The organism is Pseudobutyrivibrio sp. JW11 (genome assembly GCF_900115355.1).
In the GTDB taxonomy this organism is placed as follows: domain Bacteria; phylum Bacillota; class Clostridia; order Lachnospirales; family Lachnospiraceae; genus Pseudobutyrivibrio; species Pseudobutyrivibrio ruminis.
Map to the genome: position 1 here is coordinate 1 of NZ_FOWB01000015.1, position 17,484 is coordinate 17,484.

Below are 17,484 nucleotides of genomic sequence, written 5' to 3' on the forward strand. Positions count from 1 at the left end.
CTGTGTGAAGCTGCATTATCTCTTGTAAGATGCGACAAGGAATACAACGACTTCTATCACCTCAAATACAAAGAGGTAAACAGATACCAACATAAACGTGCACTCGCATTAACTGCCCGTAAACTTGTGCGATTAGTCTTTCGACTGCTGAAAGACAATCGTCTATATCGTCCAGCATAGTAGTATCACCTACTTGCTGATGAGTACGCCCTGCTCATTTAAAAATATGGTCGACAGGGCTTAGGTGGTCGTTTTTTCTTTTCGTGAAATATATCAAAAAATAAAAGAATTTTTATTCTTCTTCACTTGACATCACACCGCTGGACTCATCCACAACGTATTCCAATATGTCTCCCGGCTGGCAATCAAGTGCTTTACATATGGCATCCAAGGTTTCCAGCCTAACTGCCTTTGCTTTATTGTTCTTTAGAATTGAAAGATTGGCATTTGTGATTCCAACTATTCCTGCCAGCTCAGTCAATCCAATTTTTCTTTTTGCCATCATGACATCTAAATTTATTACAATCATATTTTCACCTGAGCTTTCTATATAGTTAAATCATTTTCCTGCTTGTAACTAACAGCTCTTTCAAACACTCGAGCTAAAACCTTACTGAATAATCCTGCAAAGAAGAATACTCCTGCCACTACAACAGCCGAAGGTGTGAAATATACGAAGCAACGAAGTAGCTTCACTCCTGTGATTACAAATGCGTATGTTCCCATCTTGTAAAGACTAGTAACATTTTGCATTACAAAGCAATCATCCTCTATAACAGTTTTCATCATCTTTCTAAGCTCAAACAGAATCAAAAGTGCTGAGCCGCCAGCTACCATAATGGAAACAACTGCATATGGATAATGCTCTAAAATCTTTGCATACTCTGTTGTCTCACCAAGAATCTTAATTGTAAGATTTACTGCATATTTCAGACCAAATGGAACGGCCACTTCCATCACTGCTCCTATGAAAAAGCATATGTCCAAAATCCTTTTTACAAATACATTTAATTTATTGTTCATTGTATGCCTCCAATGCATTTCTTTTCTTAACTTAATTTTGTTATATCACTCTTATTTTTGTTTTGCAACAACTTTTTATCGATTTGCGATAAATATTTTTCGTTTTACATTTGTTCCAAACATAAAAAAGCTCATCCCCTTTTATAAGGGATGAGCTAAAAACTCAATTATTAAATTACTTTATACTCATTGTTTTCCAGGATTTCCAGATTTAAGTCTGCTTTCTTGGAATGGCGTAAAACCTCTAGGGCATTGCGCATATCTGAGTATTCTACAAACTTCTTTGCAGCTTCCAATGGAGTGTTCTTTGCTTTGCGCTCCACCAATCTGCTTCGAAGCATATCCTCATCTGCGGAAATGAAAATAGTGTAGTCTGCCATACTTGAAATGTCCTTCCAACCATCTTCATCCAAAAGCAGATAATTGCCTTCCAGAAGCACTATATCTGAGTCAATCTGGATTGTGTCTTCCACGGGATTGTGGAGATTTCTGTCGTAGGTTGGCCAGCCACATTTTTCGCCACTGGCCACTAGCTGTACGCGCTTTGAAAGAGCATCCAAATCAAAGGTAATTGGCGCGCCCTTTATCTCCACCATTTTGATTGTCTTTCCATCTCTGACAGTTTCATGACTAAGTAAGTAGTCCTGATAATGATGAAATCCATCCATTCCAATTGTCTGGATTTCCTTCACTCCATCTGTATTCTTAGACAAATACTCCAGAAAATCAAGAAGCGTACTCTTGCCGGCACCAGGCGGCGCTGCAAGCATCACAAGTATCCTCCGCCCCTTATCCTGCTGCATAGCCGTAAGCTTTCGTAGCAGAGGTATAAATATCTCGTTGACATTATCTTCGCTGTAGTACGCCTCAACCTCATAACCGTTGATCGTAGCTGAATAATTCATAGATATTGAATCTCCTATTTTGTTTCCCAAAGAGTAAGAAAGTTCAAGTAGACATCAAGCTCTAATATTTCTCAAGCGAGGCGTGTTGCCGAGCGGAGAAATCATTAGGCTTGTAGTCGTAACTTGAACTTTCGTAAGTTTTATTTAAATAAAGGTTTTAAAGCTTCAGCAAGCTTGTCTTTCATTGCCTGTGCTTCAGCGAGATCTTTTCCTTTTGTTGTGAAGTAAGTCTTAATCTTTGGCTCTGTACCTGAAGGGCGAACAACAACTGTGCATCCATTCTCAAGGCCATAGATAAGAACATTTGAAGAAGGAAGTCCTGTCTCTGCTGTGTTCTTGTAGTCTGTAACCTTTGTAACAGCGATACCTGCGATATCCTTTGGTGGATTCTCACGAAGTGATGTCATGATACCAGCCATTGTGTCCATACCTGAAAGGCCTGGGAACTCAAATGAATCTACCTTGTTGAGGTAACGACCATACTCAGCATAAATCTCCTCAAGACGCTGCTTGATAGAGCTTCCGATGCTGCGGTAGTAAGCAGCCATTTCGCAGATAAGCATTGAACCGATAACTGCATCCTTATCACGAACATAAGGACCTGCAAGGTATCCGTATGACTCCTCGAAACCGAAGATAAATCTATCTACTTCTCCGTCAGCTTCAAGACCGGCAATCTGATCACCAATCCACTTGAAACCTGTAAGAACTGAGCGAAGCTCTACACCATAGTGCTCTGCAACTGCATCAGCAAGTGGTGTTGAAACAATAGACTTAACTGCTACAGGGTTCTTTGGCATTGTGCCCTTTTCGATACGTCCTGCTGCAATGTAGTCAAGAAGAAGTACACCAACTTCATTACCAGAAACAAGCTCATAGCTTCCGTCTGGGCACTTCATAGCAATACCAACACGGTCTGCATCTGGATCAGTAGCAAGCATTAAATCTGCTCCCTCTTTCTTTGCAAGCTCAAGACCAAGCTCAAGTGCTTCAAAGATTTCTGGGTTAGGATAGCTACATGTTGTGAAGTATCCATTTGGATATTCCTGCTCTGGAACGATTGTGATATCTGTAATACCGATATCGTTAAGTACGCGTGTAACTGGAACTAAGCCTGAGCCATTAAGTGGACTGTAAACAAGCTTGAGGCCAGCTGTCTTGCAAAGGCCTGGACGAACCTGTCTGTCTTCGATTGCTGCATAGAATGCATCCTTGCAGTCATCACCTACGAACTTAATAAGTCCCTTCTCAACGCCCTCTGCAAATGACATGTATTTAACGCCATTAAGAATATCTGTCTTTTGAATCTCTGCATAAACGATAGCTGCTGCATCGTCTGTCATCTGGCATCCGTCTGGGCCGTATGCCTTGTAACCATTATATTTAGCAGGGTTATGAGATGCTGTAACCATAATACCTGCATTGCATTTGTAGTAACGTGTAGCAAATGAAAGTGCAGGAACTGGCATAAGTGCATCGTAAATACGAACATTAATACCATTAGCTGCAAGAACACCTGCTGCAGTCTTTGCAAAAACATCACTCTTGATACGAGAGTCATAACTAATTGCTACTGTCTGGTTGCCACCCTGAGTCTTAACCCAGTTTGCAAGTCCCTGTGTAGCCTGACGAACTACGTATACGTTCATACGGTTTGTACCTGCGCCAAGTACACCACGAAGGCCTGCTGTACCAAAAGCAAGTGCTACTGCAAATCTGTCTTTGATTTCTTCGTCATTCCCCTCAATTTTTAATAATTCTGGCTTTAAATCTGGATCATCAAGATCAGCTGCAAGCCAACGCTTATATTCATCATTGTACATAATTATTTCTCCTCCATATGTCCTTAACTGTTATAATTTTAAGTTTTCCGGTTAGTGGTGTCAACCTAACCTTAGGCTTTGTCAAATAAGGAGATTAGATATAGTGAACCTGCTAAGCATACAACATCAGACTGATTTTTTATATCTTCAATGGTAGATTTTGAATCTAGAGGCTCGGCTTCAATTCCTCTTTCCTGTATCATCCCCGCCAGCGCCTGTGGCTCCATAGTCCTTGGATTTGGCACCGCCACCGTGTAACACTTCTTCATAATAGGCGCAAGAGTATCTAGTATCACATCCACTTCTTTATCTGCAAGTATTCCAAGTACAAACGTTATCTTTTTACCTGGAAAATAAGTTTCCAAGGATTCTCGCAAAACCTTTGCTCCCTGGCGATTATGCCCGCCATCAATCACCACAGGCGGTTTGTCTGATAGCAATGTGAAACGGCCAAACCACTTCGTATTTGCGATACCTTTTCTTATGGACTCCTCAGTAATATGGCATCCCGTCTCCATAAGCTTTCTTGCTGCTACAATTGCCACTGCGGCATTATCTATCTGATATGTCCCAAGCATTGTAGTTTCATATTGGAGTCCCTCTGATACACCAAAGCGCTGACCATGGATATCTCTTGAAATAATCTGCGCTGGTTCTACAAAGTCCAACGGTGCATTTACTGATTGGCAGGTATCTCTTAGCACCTTCTGAACCTCAGGCTCCTGGGTAGCACTTACAACTGCTGTACCAGGCTTTATGATTCCAGCTTTTTCAGTAGCTATTTCCGTTAACGTATTTCCAAGTATAGTCATATGGTCGTAGCTGATAGGGGTGATGATAGAAACAAGTGGAGCCAGTATTACATTTGTTGTATCCATTCTGCCACCCATGCTTACTTCTAAGAGCACAATCTCACAACCCTTTTTCAGGAAATACATAAATGCCATAACAGTCAAAAATTCGTATTCGCTAACAAAGACTCCATCTGCTGCAAGTTCATCGTAGGCTGGCTTTACCTCTGAGAACACCTTAGCAAATTCTTCATCAGAAATATCGATGCCATTTACCTTGAACATTTCGTTATATCTATATAAAAACGGTGAAGTAAAGGCACCCGTAACAACGGATGCCTCATTTAAAATACTTGCTAAATAAGATGTTGTGGAACCTTTTCCATTTGTTCCAGCTATATGGACATATTTTAGTTTATTCTGAGGCTTGTCTAGTTTTTCCAAAAGCATTAATTCTGCATCTAAAGAGAAATAATCCTTCTTGGCTCCTCCACCCTTGGGTGGAATAAAATGGGGCATGTTTTTGAAAAAGTCTATTGCCTGAGAATAACTATATTCCTTCATTATCTTGCGAATTCTCCTATTCTTGTTCTGCCAAATGCTTTGACGATTGAATAATAAATCACTGACATAATAGGAATCATGATAAGTTCCTTTGGAAGTCGTGCCATGATTGTTGCAAAATAACCGTTCTGGAAATATAAAACGTCCAGCCAGTAGCTGTTTAATATAATTCCAACTACTATAGTGTAAACAACCTGAGTTGCCAACACTCTTGCAAATGTAATCTTTTTGTTGTGTAGCATTAGTCCAAAGATAATACCACCAACTATACTGCTAAATGTGAATCCTGGGAAGAATGGACCAGTTGGCTTTACAAGATATCCTCCGATATCTGTAATTCCTCCTACAACTCCTGCTACAGCAGGGCCAAAGAGCTGTCCAGCCATCTCAATTGGCAAAGCGCCAAATCTGATTTCTATCAGCTGATTGATTGGTATTTTGAAAAATCCCAGTACAATTCCTAGTGCTGATAACATGGCTGCAGCTGTAAGTGTTTTTGTGTTAGTTAGTTTCTTCATAAAAAATACACCTCCTTTGCAGTCTCCTTTTGTCTACAATGAAGGTGTATGTAACCTCGTATGTAGCAGCGGGATGCGACCATAAAACCGCGGATAATCCTTCGTCCATCTGCCAACTCCCTGTGCAAACGGCACTTAACGCTTTACAGTCTACTCTGCATTTCTTGTTAATAGTTGCCTAGATTATATGTGTATTCCACATAAATAGCAATACCTATTACAGAAAAAATCTCTTTCCCGTAATAGGTATAAATTATAGCCAATATTATTTTAATTTCTCAATTACATCCAAAACGATTGCAATTGACTGCTCTGCAGCTTTACCTGCAAATGTATTGTAATCCATTGCACTTCCATCTGCATCTGAAATAGAACGGATAAGTGTAAATGGTACTTTGTTTACGTAGCATGTTTGAGCAATGCTTGCGCCTTCCATATCTGCTGCGATTGCGTCAAATCTGTTTCTGATTGTCTCACGCTGCTTGTTTGTATCTACAAATAAATCTCCTGAAGCAATAACACCAACCTCGTAATTGATGCCTCTTGCAGAAAGTACATCTGTAACATTCTTTCTAAGATCGGCATCTGCTTCAAAGTTGATTACATTGATACCAGAGATGAGTCCTAATGGATCACCTACTGCTGTTGTGTTCATATCATGCTGAACAGCTGACTCTGCAACTGCTACATCGAGTACCTTAAGTGTAGGTACAAGTGAACCTGCTACTCCGATATTGATTACATGGTCTACTCCAAAATGAAGCACCATAATCTCTGTACAAATAGCAGCGAATACCTTACCGATTCCACTAACTGCTGCAACTACAGGCACGCCGTTAACTTCACCTTCAATAAAGTTTACACCACTGATTGTTGATGTCTTTTGATTCTTAATGCTTGGCTTGAGATTCTCAATCTCAATCTGCATAGCACCGATAATTCCTAATTTCATCTCTATCCTCCTAGTATTTCTCTCGGCAGTTACAGCTACAAGCCTTATTATTTCTCCGCTCGACTACATGTCTCGCTTGAGAAATCTAAGAGCTTGCTGCTTACTGCCTATTTTTACTCTGGGTATGTGAATTCCATATTTGACCATGAATTAAGCACGTCCAAGTAACGCTGGCACTCTGTTTTAGCGAGCTGAATATCCAGATTCTCATAGTGGCCACACTCAATTGCACTCTTTCCGAATACGTCTCCCTCGTGGTCTACTGTCTGCTTGAAAACTTTTTTAACTACTTCGAATGTCTTTTTAGAATCTACTCCCTTAATTACAAGATAGAATCCAGTCTGGCATCCCATTGGTCCAAAGTAAATTACATGGTCTGCGATTTCTGAGTTACGCATATATGTTGCAATCATATGCTCCACTGAATGCATAGTCGCATTATCCATATAATCACCTGCGTTTGGCTTACGAGTGCGTAAATCGTATGTGATTATATCTCCATCATCTACACGTGAAATGTAGAAGCCTGGAGTAAGTACATTATGGTTAATTGTAAAACTTTTAATCTTTTCCATTTTAAACCTCGTTTTAATTATTATACACAATAGCCTGTGCCAGCTTATTTGCAACATCCTCACCCTTGAATGTCTTTACAATCTCAAGTGCGAATGGAATTGCTGTTCCCATACCACGGCTGGTAATGATGTGACCATCGTGGCAAACACTGTCAGTTGAAACATTTGCCCCTAACAAATCCCCTTCCATTCCTGGATAGCATGTAGCTTTCTTTCCTTCAAGAAGTCCTGCCTTGCCAAAAACTGTTGGCGCTGCGCAAATAGCTGCAAGCCCCTTCTTTGAAGTGTTAAATCCATGTATCTGATCCATGAGAGGCTCACAAAGCCCAAGATTTAATGTACCTGGCATTCCGCCTGGAAGCACTATCATATCTGCTTTTTCAAAGTCAGTATTTTCTATCAGCTTATCACAGTATGTTGTGATTCCATGAGCTCCAGGAACCTTTTTGTTGCCTGTGATAGAAACCATGTCTATTTCAATATCAGCACGTCTCAGAATATCAACAACTGTAAGTGCTTCTATTTCCTCGTGGCCTTCCGCCATAAATATAAGAACTTTGCTCATATCCGTTACCTCCCTGCTATTATCATATCAACTAAAATCTATGATAACACAAAAGAAGCCGAATTTCTCGGCTTCTTTTATCATCTATTTAATATTAAATTTATGCGTATGCATCAAATCGGCTTCCCGCCATTCCATAGCTAGCGCCTACACCTTTCATACTGTAGCTAGTATTGTTTGATGAGAACTGCATTGCTATGTTATTAAATTCATTTGAAACCTGAAGGGTTTTCTTTTGTCTCTCCAGTGGATCAATCTGAATCGCCTGGTCGTCTACATCCTGTACCTGGGCATTAGGGTACTGAACAGGAGATGCCCCATTCACCACTCCACTTTGCTTGGTAGACTCAGTATTGTAAACATCGGAAAAATCTGCATCATTATCAACTGCATAATTCATTGGCTGAACAGATGCTACATTTCCATATGAACCTATTCCCATAATTGGTGAAATTGCCATACTCATTCCCTCCGTGCTTTTTCATAATATCATGATTATGTTTTTCAAAACCAAAAATCACAATCTTTATAAAGTAAAATCACAGAGAATTCATTGATACACATGATGCCAAAATATGTAGCTGAAAGTATCTACTTTCGCTTTTATCTAAGGAATCCTGCCACAATTTGTTCTTCTGCCTCTTCTTCTGTAAGTCCTAGTGACATAAGCTTAATAAGCTGGTCTCCAGCAATCTTTCCGATGGCTGCCTCATGGATAAGTGCAGCATCCACATTCTTTGCATCAAGACGTGGAATAGCTACTACGTGTGCATTACCCATGATGATTGCATCACAAGCTGCATGACCGTTACATGCTGTGTTTCCTTCGATTGCCACCTCGAAAATCTGCTCAGAATCATCCTTTGCAACAGAACGAGAAACAACATCTGCGCTAGAGTTTTCACCATTAAGAACAACCTTATAGTCAGATGTGGCCTGCTGCTTACCATGTGTCATAAGAGCCTCATGAATAAGAAGTGTAGCTCCATCAGCAAGTTCAGCATAGTTTGTTCGAACTGTTGAATCAACACCCTTAATCTGAACCATCTCCATTTCTACATAGCTACCTTCTTCCTGGTAAACAGTAGTAACTGGATTAAGAATTCTTGCACCATTTCCATCGCCTTCGCCATAGTGCTTTTCTACGTATTTAACCTTGGCGTTTTTACCAACGTGGAATGTGTGAATACCATCGTGCTGTGAGTCCTGATCTCCGCAGTTGGAAATACCGCATCCTGCTACGATAGTAACATCAGCTCCCTCTCCAACATAGAAATCGTTGTATACCATATCCTTAAGTCCACTCTCTGTAAGAACTACAGGGATGTGAACGCTTTCGCCCTTTGTACCTGGCTTGATAATGATATCAATACCTGGCTTATCTTCTTTTGTAACGATGTCGATATTTGCTGTTGTATTTCTACCTGCGCTTGTACCGTTTGCACGGATGTTGTATGCGCCCTGTGGAATACCATCTAAATCAGCGACCTCATGTAAAATGTTCTTTTGAATTGCATCTAAAGCCATTACTGGTCACCTCCTAACTTTTCGCAAGCAATATTTGCTGCTGCAGATGTACCTAAAAGTTCAGGAAGGATTTCATCCCTTGGTCCCTGCTTCTTAACCTTACCATTTTCGATAACAACGATTTCATCGGCGATATTTAAAATACGCTCCTGATGAGAAATAACAATGATTGTTCCGTTGATTGTCTTACGCATGTTCTCGAAAACCTTGATAAGGTTCTGGAAACTCCATAAATCGATACCAGCCTCTGGCTCATCGAAAATTGAAAGCTTTGTACCACGTGCAAGAACTGTGGCGATTTCGATACGCTTAAGCTCTCCACCTGAAAGTGAGCCATTAACCTCGCGCTCAACATAGTCCTTTGCGCAAAGGCCTACTCGTGAAAGATATTCACAAGCTGCAGCAACTGAAATGTTTTCTCCTGCTGCAAGACGTAATAAATCAATTACTCTAATTCCTTTGAAATGAACAGGTGCCTGGAATGCAAAACTAATTCCACGCTTAGCTCTTTCAGTAATATTCTTCTGTGAAATGTCCTCACCATCAAGAATGATCTGTCCTGATGTAAGTTCATTTACACCCATAATAAGCTTTGCAAGTGTTGACTTACCGCCACCGTTTGGTCCTGTGATGACGATAAACTTTCCATCCTCTACTGTGAGATTAAGATTATCAATGATTTCTTTGGTAGTGTCACCCTCATCTTCAACCTTGTAACACAGGTTTTTGATTTCTAGCATATTTCTACTCCTAACTCTATAAAACTCTCCCTAACTACTATGCCAGTAGCAGTTAGGCACAACTAATTCGATTGCACAAAATTAATCGAGCCTTATTATATTACCACGTTTTGCTCTGTTTTTTTATTAAAAATTTATTAATAAAGGGCTACTGAGAAACATTCTCAGTAGCCCTACATTTTTCATTAACTAATTAATTGTTCGCTTTTTCCTTTTTAGCAATCATTGGTAAGATTACGCCAAGTGCTGCAAGCACGATTGGTGTAAGGATGTTAAGGAATGTGTTGAATAAATCTCCCTCAACATACATACCAAGTAAGCAACTAGCTGCTGTTACAAAGAAGCACCAGCATCCAGCAAAGATTGCAACGCCCTGATTCTTAACAAACTTGTACTCAGGATTGAATTTCTCACCAGCCTTACGGAGCATGATGTATGCGAAGAATACCCAAAGGTAACGAAGTGGCATACATACTGAGTTAAGCTTTGTAAGCTGCTTAAGAACTACTGCTGCACCAGGAACGAATGACTGGATAAGGATGATAGCACCTGAAAGAACTGCAACCATCTTGATACCATTTACATAAGCACCTGCATCGTTCTTCTTGAGAAGCTTAGATGGGATGAACTCTCTAGCATCCTCATTGTCAAGAAGCATACGAAGTGGAGCATCAATTGAAATAACAAGTGTTGAAAGCTGACCGATAGCATTGCAAAGTGCATATATAATCATGATTGAATTTCCAACATGATAGTACTGACCAAGCTTCTGGAATGCCCAGTATGAACCGTTTGAATTGTATGCATCAAAGTTTGCATTGATTTCAGCTGGATCAAACATCATTCCCATAGCGATAGTACCAAGAATAGCACATACCATAACCATGACAGCAAGTGTAATCATTGCCTTAGGGAATCCCTTTGAAGGGTTCTCTACCTTGTTAACATATGGGGAAATCTTCTCACATCCACCTACTGCAAATACAAGGATTGAAAGTGATGTGAAGTACTTAACATTAAACTGTGGAATAAGTGTCTGTCTTGTAAATTCCATTGATACATAATCAGCATGAGGATTGATTGCAGGTGCAGCAAACATCATGATGATGTAAAGAATTGACATAACAAACATTGATGTACCTGCGATTGTAGCAAGCTTCTTAAGTGGGTTAAGACCACGAGATGCTACGTAGCAGAATAAAATCAAAATAGCGAAAGTTACAAGCTGAACTGCAAGTGTTGGGAAGCTATCATAAGTTTCACCATTTCTGAAGATTGCCCAGCTAAGAGCCTTTAAGCCACCTGATGACTTAGAAGCGATGTAAGTGATGTGGCATGCCCAGTATGTCCAACCTGCATAGTAAGCTGCCTTTGCACCAGTTGTTCCGAAAATCCATGAGCTGACACCTCCGCCTGATGTCTTGAATGCTGAACCAAGCTCACCTACCATAAGTGCGTATGGCACGAAGTAGAGTGCAAACATAAGAATCCAGCTAAAGATGCTCTGGATGCCGTTAAAGTAGATAAATCCGTTTAAAACGTTTCCGAATCCCCATACAGTAGAAAACGCCATAAACGCAAGTGTAGACCACTTGATTTTTTTTGAATCCATTAATTAAATGTCCTCCCTTTTTTCTTTATCGGTTTAAAGCGAATATCAGTATTATACAGCATCTCTTTAAAGAATTAAATCAAGAATTAAATATTCAGACAATTCGCTTTAGTACTTTAAACGGCTCATCTATTTATTAAATTGTAATTATATAGTTTTTGTAGTCCACTGACTGCAATCCCAAACATCTGTGGCAAGGCCCTCATAAAACTCCGGCTCATGGCAAACCATAAGGATGCTTCCGTTGTATTCCTTAAGGGCACGCTTTAATTCATCCTTTGCATCTACATCCAAATGGTTTGTAGGCTCGTCCAAAAGGAGAAGATTTGTCTCGCGATTTAAAAGCTTGCAAAGACGAACCTTAGCCTGCTCTCCTCCTGAAAGAACTCTACACAAGCTTTCAATATGCTTTGTTGTAAGACCACATTTTGCAAGTGCCGAACGAACTTCATTTTGATTATATGATGGGAATTCGTTCCAGATTTCCTCTATGCATGTTGTGGAAATGTGCTGATCCATCTCCTGCTCAAAATATCCAATCTCCAAAAACTCTCCCTGATAAACTGTTCCAGAAAGAGGTGGAATCAAACCAAGAATACTTTTTAACAGAGTGGTTTTTCCTATACCATTTGCACCGGTAAGTACAATCTTTTGCTTACGCTGCATTTCCAGATTAAGAGGCTTTGAAAGTGGTTCATTTTTATCGTAGCCAATAATCAAATCCTTTGTAGAGAAGATTACACGGCTTGGTGTTCTTGCCTCTTTAAAATAAAACTCTGGCTTTGGCTTTTCTGCTGCAAGCTCAATGACATCCATCTTATCAAGCTTCTTCTGACGGGACATAGCCATATTTCTTGTGGCAACATTTGCTTTATTTCTTGCAACGAAATCCTTAAGCTCTGCAATTTCTTTCTGCTGACGGTTGTATGCAGCCTGAAGCTGACTTTGCTTCATAGCATATACTTCCTGGAATTTATCGTAATCACCAACATAACGGTTAAGCTGCTTATTATCCATGTGATAAATAAGATTGATTACAGAGTTAAGGAATGGCACATCATGGGAGATAAGAATAAACGCATTCTCATAGTCGTTCAAATATCTCTTAAGCCATTCAATGTGCTCCACATCTAAATAGTTTGTAGGCTCGTCCAGAAGAAGGATATCTGGCTTTTCCAAAAGAAGCTTTGCCATAAGCACCTTTGTACGCTGTCCACCTGAAAGCTCAGTAACATCTTTATCAAGGCCTAGCTCCAAAACTCCAAGGGCTCTTGCAACCTCTTCAACCTTTGAATCAATCATGTAAAAATCATGCATTGTAAGAAGATCAGCGATAGTTCCTGCCTCTTCCATGCGCTTATTCATCTCGTCATCGTCTGTGACCTCGCCAAGGCTAGCGTAGATATCATTCATCTCCTGTTCCATCTCGTAGAGGAAGTCAAATGCTGAGTGAAGCACGCTGCCAATTGTCATGCCCTTTTCAAGTACTGTGTGCTGGTCCAAATATCCAACACGAACCTTCTTCGACCATTCGATTTTTCCCTCGTCTGGCTGAAGCTTTCCTGTGATGATGTTCATGAATGTAGACTTACCTTCACCGTTTGCTCCAACAAGACCGATATGCTCGCCCTTCAATAATCTAAATGAAACATCTTCAAAAATGGCTCTATCTCCAAAACCATGGGATAAGTGTTCAACGTTTAAAATACTCATAAAAAACCTTTCTATCTCTAACCCTGCTTACGCATTCTACTTAAATATGATGAGGCGGCTGCCGCATAAGAACCGGCTGGCGCTTTTACCTCTGCCTTTATTGTTTCTTCTTTTTGCGGCCTCAGCTCATTTATAAATACTGATTGCTTATCAGTGTATTTGAAGATTGTGAGCTTTTCTTTTGCTCTTGTTATTCCTACATAAAAGATTCTACGCTCTTCTTCAAAGTTTTTCTTGTCTTGAGCTGTTGCCCTTGAATTAGCCCTAATGACCTTATTAGGGAAAACTCCATTTATTGCATCTATTAGAATAACATTCTCATATTCCAAACCTTTGCTGGAATGAATCGTTGAAAGAATGAATTTGGCGCCTGGTGTATATTGCTTTTCCTGAAGAATCATTCTGAGCTCATTCAATCTATTCAGGAATGATGGAATATCCTTTTCCTGCTTTGCTATCATCTTTAATATAAAGACTTTGTTGTTATCTATGTTATTGGAAATGAGGTATTCCCCGTAGCCCATAAACTTTTCGATTCGATTTATGGCCTTATATGGGTTCTCACTGGCCATGTTCTTAAAATGAGTTCTAAGGGATCTGCAATTTCCAAGCACATGTCCATTAAGATTTAGAAGCTCTGCTGCATCTAGTATTCCTGAATGATTTCTCTCTGCAAGCTGACACATTTCAATTGCATCTTTCTTACTAAGGTAAGTCTGGAATTTGAAATATATCTTCATAAATATTTCTTCATCCATAGGAACAAATGCAAACCTGAGCATGTTTACTATATCTATCACCACTCGATTTGTGAAGAAGGCCATATCCGCATTTTTTATGTTGTATGGAACGCCTTCTCTTTCCAACAAATCTACAAGTGGTAAAACACTTTCATTATCTCTGTATAAAACAGCTGTCTTTCGTTTTATTTCTTTTGCCAAGCTAAGTAAATAAGAATACTGCTTCTCACGTCCAAGTTTTACGAACTCAATATCTGTTGATGCCGCTTTAGTTGCACAGATGTGCTTTTTATGTCTGTCTTTGTTGTGCTGGATGAAAATATCCGCCGCCTCTACTATTCTTGCGTTAGAACGATAATTTTTATCCATCACAAGAACCTTTGCTCCTGGATGCTCGTTTTCAAAGTTAAGAAGTGCGTCAGGATATGCCGCTCTGAAGCCATAGATACTTTGGTCCTCATCTCCTACCATAAAAAGATTGCCCTTTGCACCTTCCAAAAGTGCAATAATCATATGCTGAATTTTTGATGTATCCTGAGCTTCGTCTACACAAATGTATCTGTAGATTTCCTGAAAATGATTAAGTACCACTGGCGAGCTCTTAAGCATTCTATATGCGTACATCATCTGGTCATCGTAGTCCATCATATTGCGCTGCTTAAGCTCATTATTATAGGTCTTGTATATCTTTATTAAATCAATCCCCTCATCTTTACCAAGCTTCTTAATCTCCTCATCAGAAAGGTACATATTTTTGCAATATGTGATAAGGGTTCTAACTCCTTTGATATCACTGTCTGTTGGGTATTCTCCAACTACATTTACATATATATTTGTCAGAAGCTGTCCTGTGAACTTTTCATCGGTACATAATTCAAATGGATCTTTTCCAATCATTCGACCATAATACGCAATTATCTTTGCACATATACCATTGATGGTTCTAAACTCTAGCCTGTCAGCTAGCTCTGGACCGAATATACTTATAAATCTTTCAGACATATCCTTTGTGGCTGCCACGGTGTAAGTAAGGGTTAAGATATTTTCCGGTGCAATGTTCTTGCAATAAATCATATACCCCAGTCTGTTTACCAAAACTGTGGTTTTTCCACTTCCTGGCACAGCAAGAAGCAGCACAGGCCCTTCTACTGTCTGTACTGCTTCTAATTGTGCAGGATTTAATTGTTTTGTGTATCTATCTAAAAACTCTTTTTCTGTCATATTACTCAAAATAAAAATCTATTGTTCCCATGCCATTGTCTACATTGGCTGTAACAAGTGGCAATGATGTATCATTAGAACATTCTCCATGCATATTAATCTTGCCCATGCCATTATCACAATTGAAACTTACTCTAAAGTCCTTTGGCATGTATATTGTAAGGGCACCTAAGCCATTATCGATATTAAGTATTGCTCCTTCTGGATCAATTGTACAGTTATTGAGATATACTGTGAGCTGTCCAAGAGCATTGTCAATATTACCGCATTTAAGATTTTGTACATTTACATACTGACTCTTTGACCCCATATTGTTATCCAAATCAAATGTGCCGTCGCCTTCTGAATATTCATCACTCATAGAACCATCTACGGCTTCATGGCACTTATCTTTAATAACACTAATCTTTGGCTTTTTATCGAATATCAAAGAAAAACCGATACCAATCAAAACAAATGCTAAAATAATGACAATATAACTAACATTTTCAAGGCCAAGCTCTTTTTGGAATAAACATGCTGCTATACCCATTGGGAAGAATACACCAAAGAAGCTTTTTTCCATAAGTGCTTCGATAACAACTAGTGCAAGTATAATGCACATTCCTATTTTAACCAGTGGAAACGCTGTAAACGCTCCTGTTTTGCTAAGTAATAAACAAACAGCAAATGCAATTATTGCAAGACCTCTTGCTATAGCTTTAATTCTATAATCTTTCATCTTTTTATCCTCTTTTCATCCATGATTTCTAACAGTGCTTTAATGTAGTTTCTTGATGCATAAGCTTTTTTAGTGGCATTTCTAAATGAAATCTCACTTGCTCCGGTGATATTCTTCTTAATTGATGAAATCAACTCCGTATTTACGATAGTTGATTTAGACACCCTTAAAAAATATCTCGGGAGCATTTCTTCAAGCTCATATAGTTTTTGTCTAATCCTGTAGATGGATTTCCCCGTGTGGATTGATATGTAGTTGCCATCAGCCTCCATGAATAATATTGTTTTGACTTCCACATAATACTCCGTGTCATCAATATAGGCTGATATTTTCTGTCCCCCAGTCTGCTTGTTTGACAACAGTCGCTGCAGCTCTAATATCTCATCTGTTATCTCACGGCAGTGAATGGTTATCATATCCTGCTGTAAAGAATCATCTACGTCAATATTTATCTTCATAACTATTGGCGCCTCCTATGGTTTATATTCTACATATCTGATACTTCAAAACAACAATTTGGGATAAGAGGTGAAATATTGTTTATGACGAGTTAAAAATCTTCGAGATCTGTAACCTCATCAACAAATATCTCATTATTTTCGATTGGTTTCTTTTTAGTTTTCTTTGGTTTTCTTTTGCTAAAATAAGCCTCTACCACGAAGTGCAAAATAAAGATTGCGACTATAATGTATAGGTGGCAGAAGAAGATATTTGTAATAACTCCATTATGCTTTAACAAATAAGCTGATGAATATCCCCATAGGCAAAGTAGTCCGAGGAATGTAAGTCCCATAATCATGATGGGTATATTCTTAGCAGCATCTTTTATGCAGTTCAAAAAATCTTTGAAGCTGGCATCAAAATATACAAATCGGCCTATCATCAAGGTTAAGAAATAGGTTATGAACATATCATAATTATTATCTTCATATATAAACTTAATATAGCAGAAGATGATAATCATATAGAGCATTCCTGTAAGTCGAATAGACGCCATCTCACTTTTATTAAGACGTTTCAGCTTCACCAAGACATGGTCGCAAAATGTATTCAAAAGGATTGATATTATCATGAAAACTAACAATAAATAATCCTTATAGCTAGACCAAAATACAAAAAAAGGTCCTGCGGTTACGAATCTATTGATAAGATAATATGCTGCCATAAATCCTATGATGCTTCCGCCTGAAAAAATCAGCTCATAGAACCTTTCTGTCAAAGAGAAAAACTCATGCTGCATCTTACGAGGATTTTTGAAGCGTCCCTTTGAGTAAATATAAAATACAGCATATACAACTGCTAGTAATACCAATGCTAATACTAAGAAAATAATACAATCTGGTAATGTAAAATAATGCTTTACATATTCTGCGTAACTCATATTCAGCCTCCATTATTTACAAATAACTCATATTACGTTTCAAACATTTTAAATTTTATCAAACCTCTACCTATTTTTAAATGTTACTTATTGTTAGAAATAATTCAATTTAT

At 38.9% G+C, this 17,484-nt stretch carries 18 protein-coding genes, 1 pseudogene and 1 riboswitch; of the genes and pseudogenes, 1 reads left to right on the forward strand and 18 read right to left on the reverse strand.

The genetic code is table 11. From position 1 onward, the window contains the following. A pseudogene (locus BM102_RS14540) lies at positions 1-180 on the forward strand (IS110 family transposase); the annotation flags it as partial. Between the two features lie 112 nt (positions 181-292). Here BM102_RS14540 and BM102_RS11540 read toward each other — a convergent pair. From BM102_RS11540 to BM102_RS11625, 18 genes are all read right to left on the reverse strand, one after another. Next, the gene (locus BM102_RS11540; protein ID WP_090482151.1) at positions 293-529 is read right to left on the reverse strand and encodes a helix-turn-helix domain-containing protein; all 237 of its coding nucleotides are present in this window, start codon (positions 527-529) and stop codon (positions 293-295) included. Between the two features lie 17 nt (positions 530-546). Further along, positions 547-1,023 carry a DUF2975 domain-containing protein gene (locus BM102_RS11545; protein ID WP_242942691.1) on the reverse strand — a complete coding sequence of 159 codons (477 nt, stop codon included), beginning with the start codon at positions 1,021-1,023 and terminating at the stop codon, positions 547-549. Between the two features lie 170 nt (positions 1,024-1,193). Then, the gene (locus BM102_RS11550) at positions 1,194-1,928 is read right to left on the reverse strand and encodes a nucleoside/nucleotide kinase family protein (RefSeq protein ID WP_090482154.1); all 735 of its coding nucleotides are present in this window, start codon (positions 1,926-1,928) and stop codon (positions 1,194-1,196) included. A gap of 140 nt (positions 1,929-2,068) precedes the next feature. Then, a complete protein-coding gene (locus BM102_RS11555) occupies positions 2,069-3,751 on the reverse strand; it encodes a phospho-sugar mutase (protein ID WP_090394786.1) in 1,683 nt (560 codons plus the stop codon). A gap of 71 nt (positions 3,752-3,822) precedes the next feature. Further along, positions 3,823-5,106, reverse strand: a complete 1,284-nt coding sequence (locus BM102_RS11560; RefSeq protein WP_090482157.1) for a bifunctional folylpolyglutamate synthase/dihydrofolate synthase — start codon at positions 5,104-5,106, stop codon at positions 3,823-3,825. Further along, positions 5,106-5,624 (reverse strand): folate family ECF transporter S component, encoded by a 519-nt coding sequence (locus tag BM102_RS11565; RefSeq protein WP_033152900.1) that lies wholly within the window; start codon positions 5,622-5,624, stop codon positions 5,106-5,108. Before BM102_RS11565 ends, BM102_RS11560 begins: the two co-directional genes overlap by 1 nt. Positions 5,625-5,688: 64 nt before the next feature. Further along, positions 5,689-5,784: riboswitch (THF riboswitch) on the reverse strand. Positions 5,785-5,889: 105 nt separating this feature from the next. Beyond that, the gene (locus BM102_RS11570; RefSeq protein ID WP_033152898.1) at positions 5,890-6,576 is read right to left on the reverse strand and encodes a 5'-methylthioadenosine/adenosylhomocysteine nucleosidase; all 687 of its coding nucleotides are present in this window, start codon (positions 6,574-6,576) and stop codon (positions 5,890-5,892) included. Between the two features lie 113 nt (positions 6,577-6,689). Beyond that, positions 6,690-7,151 carry an S-ribosylhomocysteine lyase gene (locus BM102_RS11575; protein ID WP_090482160.1) on the reverse strand — a complete coding sequence of 154 codons (462 nt, stop codon included), beginning with the start codon at positions 7,149-7,151 and terminating at the stop codon, positions 6,690-6,692. Positions 7,152-7,164: 13 nt separating this feature from the next. Further along, positions 7,165-7,716, reverse strand: a complete 552-nt coding sequence (locus tag BM102_RS11580) for a DJ-1 family glyoxalase III (protein WP_044936349.1) — start codon at positions 7,714-7,716, stop codon at positions 7,165-7,167. 100 nt (positions 7,717-7,816) lie between these two features. Then, the gene (locus BM102_RS11585; protein ID WP_044936351.1) at positions 7,817-8,176 is read right to left on the reverse strand and encodes a hypothetical protein; all 360 of its coding nucleotides are present in this window, start codon (positions 8,174-8,176) and stop codon (positions 7,817-7,819) included. Positions 8,177-8,319: 143 nt separating this feature from the next. Then, positions 8,320-9,243 (reverse strand): SufB/SufD family protein, encoded by a 924-nt coding sequence (locus tag BM102_RS11590; protein WP_090482163.1) that lies wholly within the window; start codon positions 9,241-9,243, stop codon positions 8,320-8,322. Beyond that, a complete protein-coding gene (locus tag BM102_RS11595) occupies positions 9,243-9,983 on the reverse strand; it encodes an ABC transporter ATP-binding protein (RefSeq protein WP_090482166.1) in 741 nt (246 codons plus the stop codon). Before BM102_RS11595 ends, BM102_RS11590 begins: the two co-directional genes overlap by 1 nt. A 193-nt stretch (positions 9,984-10,176) precedes the next feature. Continuing rightward, the gene (locus tag BM102_RS11600) at positions 10,177-11,595 is read right to left on the reverse strand and encodes an amino acid permease (protein ID WP_044936356.1); all 1,419 of its coding nucleotides are present in this window, start codon (positions 11,593-11,595) and stop codon (positions 10,177-10,179) included. Positions 11,596-11,742: 147 nt separating this feature from the next. Continuing rightward, positions 11,743-13,308, reverse strand: coding sequence for an ABC-F family ATP-binding cassette domain-containing protein (locus BM102_RS11605; RefSeq protein ID WP_044936358.1), 1,566 nt, complete (start codon positions 13,306-13,308; stop codon positions 11,743-11,745). A 17-nt stretch (positions 13,309-13,325) separates the two neighbouring features. Beyond that, on the reverse strand, positions 13,326-15,269 hold the full coding sequence (locus BM102_RS11610; RefSeq protein WP_090482169.1) for an ATP-dependent helicase: 1,944 nt from the start codon (positions 15,267-15,269) through the stop codon (positions 13,326-13,328). Between the two features lies 1 nt (position 15,270). Further along, positions 15,271-15,990: a LiaF transmembrane domain-containing protein gene (locus BM102_RS11615; RefSeq protein ID WP_044936360.1), complete on the reverse strand. Its 720-nt coding sequence runs from the start codon at positions 15,988-15,990 to the stop codon at positions 15,271-15,273. Next, positions 15,987-16,448 (reverse strand): LytTR family DNA-binding domain-containing protein, encoded by a 462-nt coding sequence (locus tag BM102_RS11620; protein ID WP_044936362.1) that lies wholly within the window; start codon positions 16,446-16,448, stop codon positions 15,987-15,989. The genes BM102_RS11615 and BM102_RS11620 overlap by 4 nt, the downstream gene beginning before the upstream one ends. A 92-nt stretch (positions 16,449-16,540) precedes the next feature. After that, positions 16,541-17,371, reverse strand: a complete 831-nt coding sequence (locus BM102_RS11625) for a hypothetical protein (protein ID WP_090482171.1) — start codon at positions 17,369-17,371, stop codon at positions 16,541-16,543. Between the last annotated feature and the right edge of the window lie 113 nt (positions 17,372-17,484).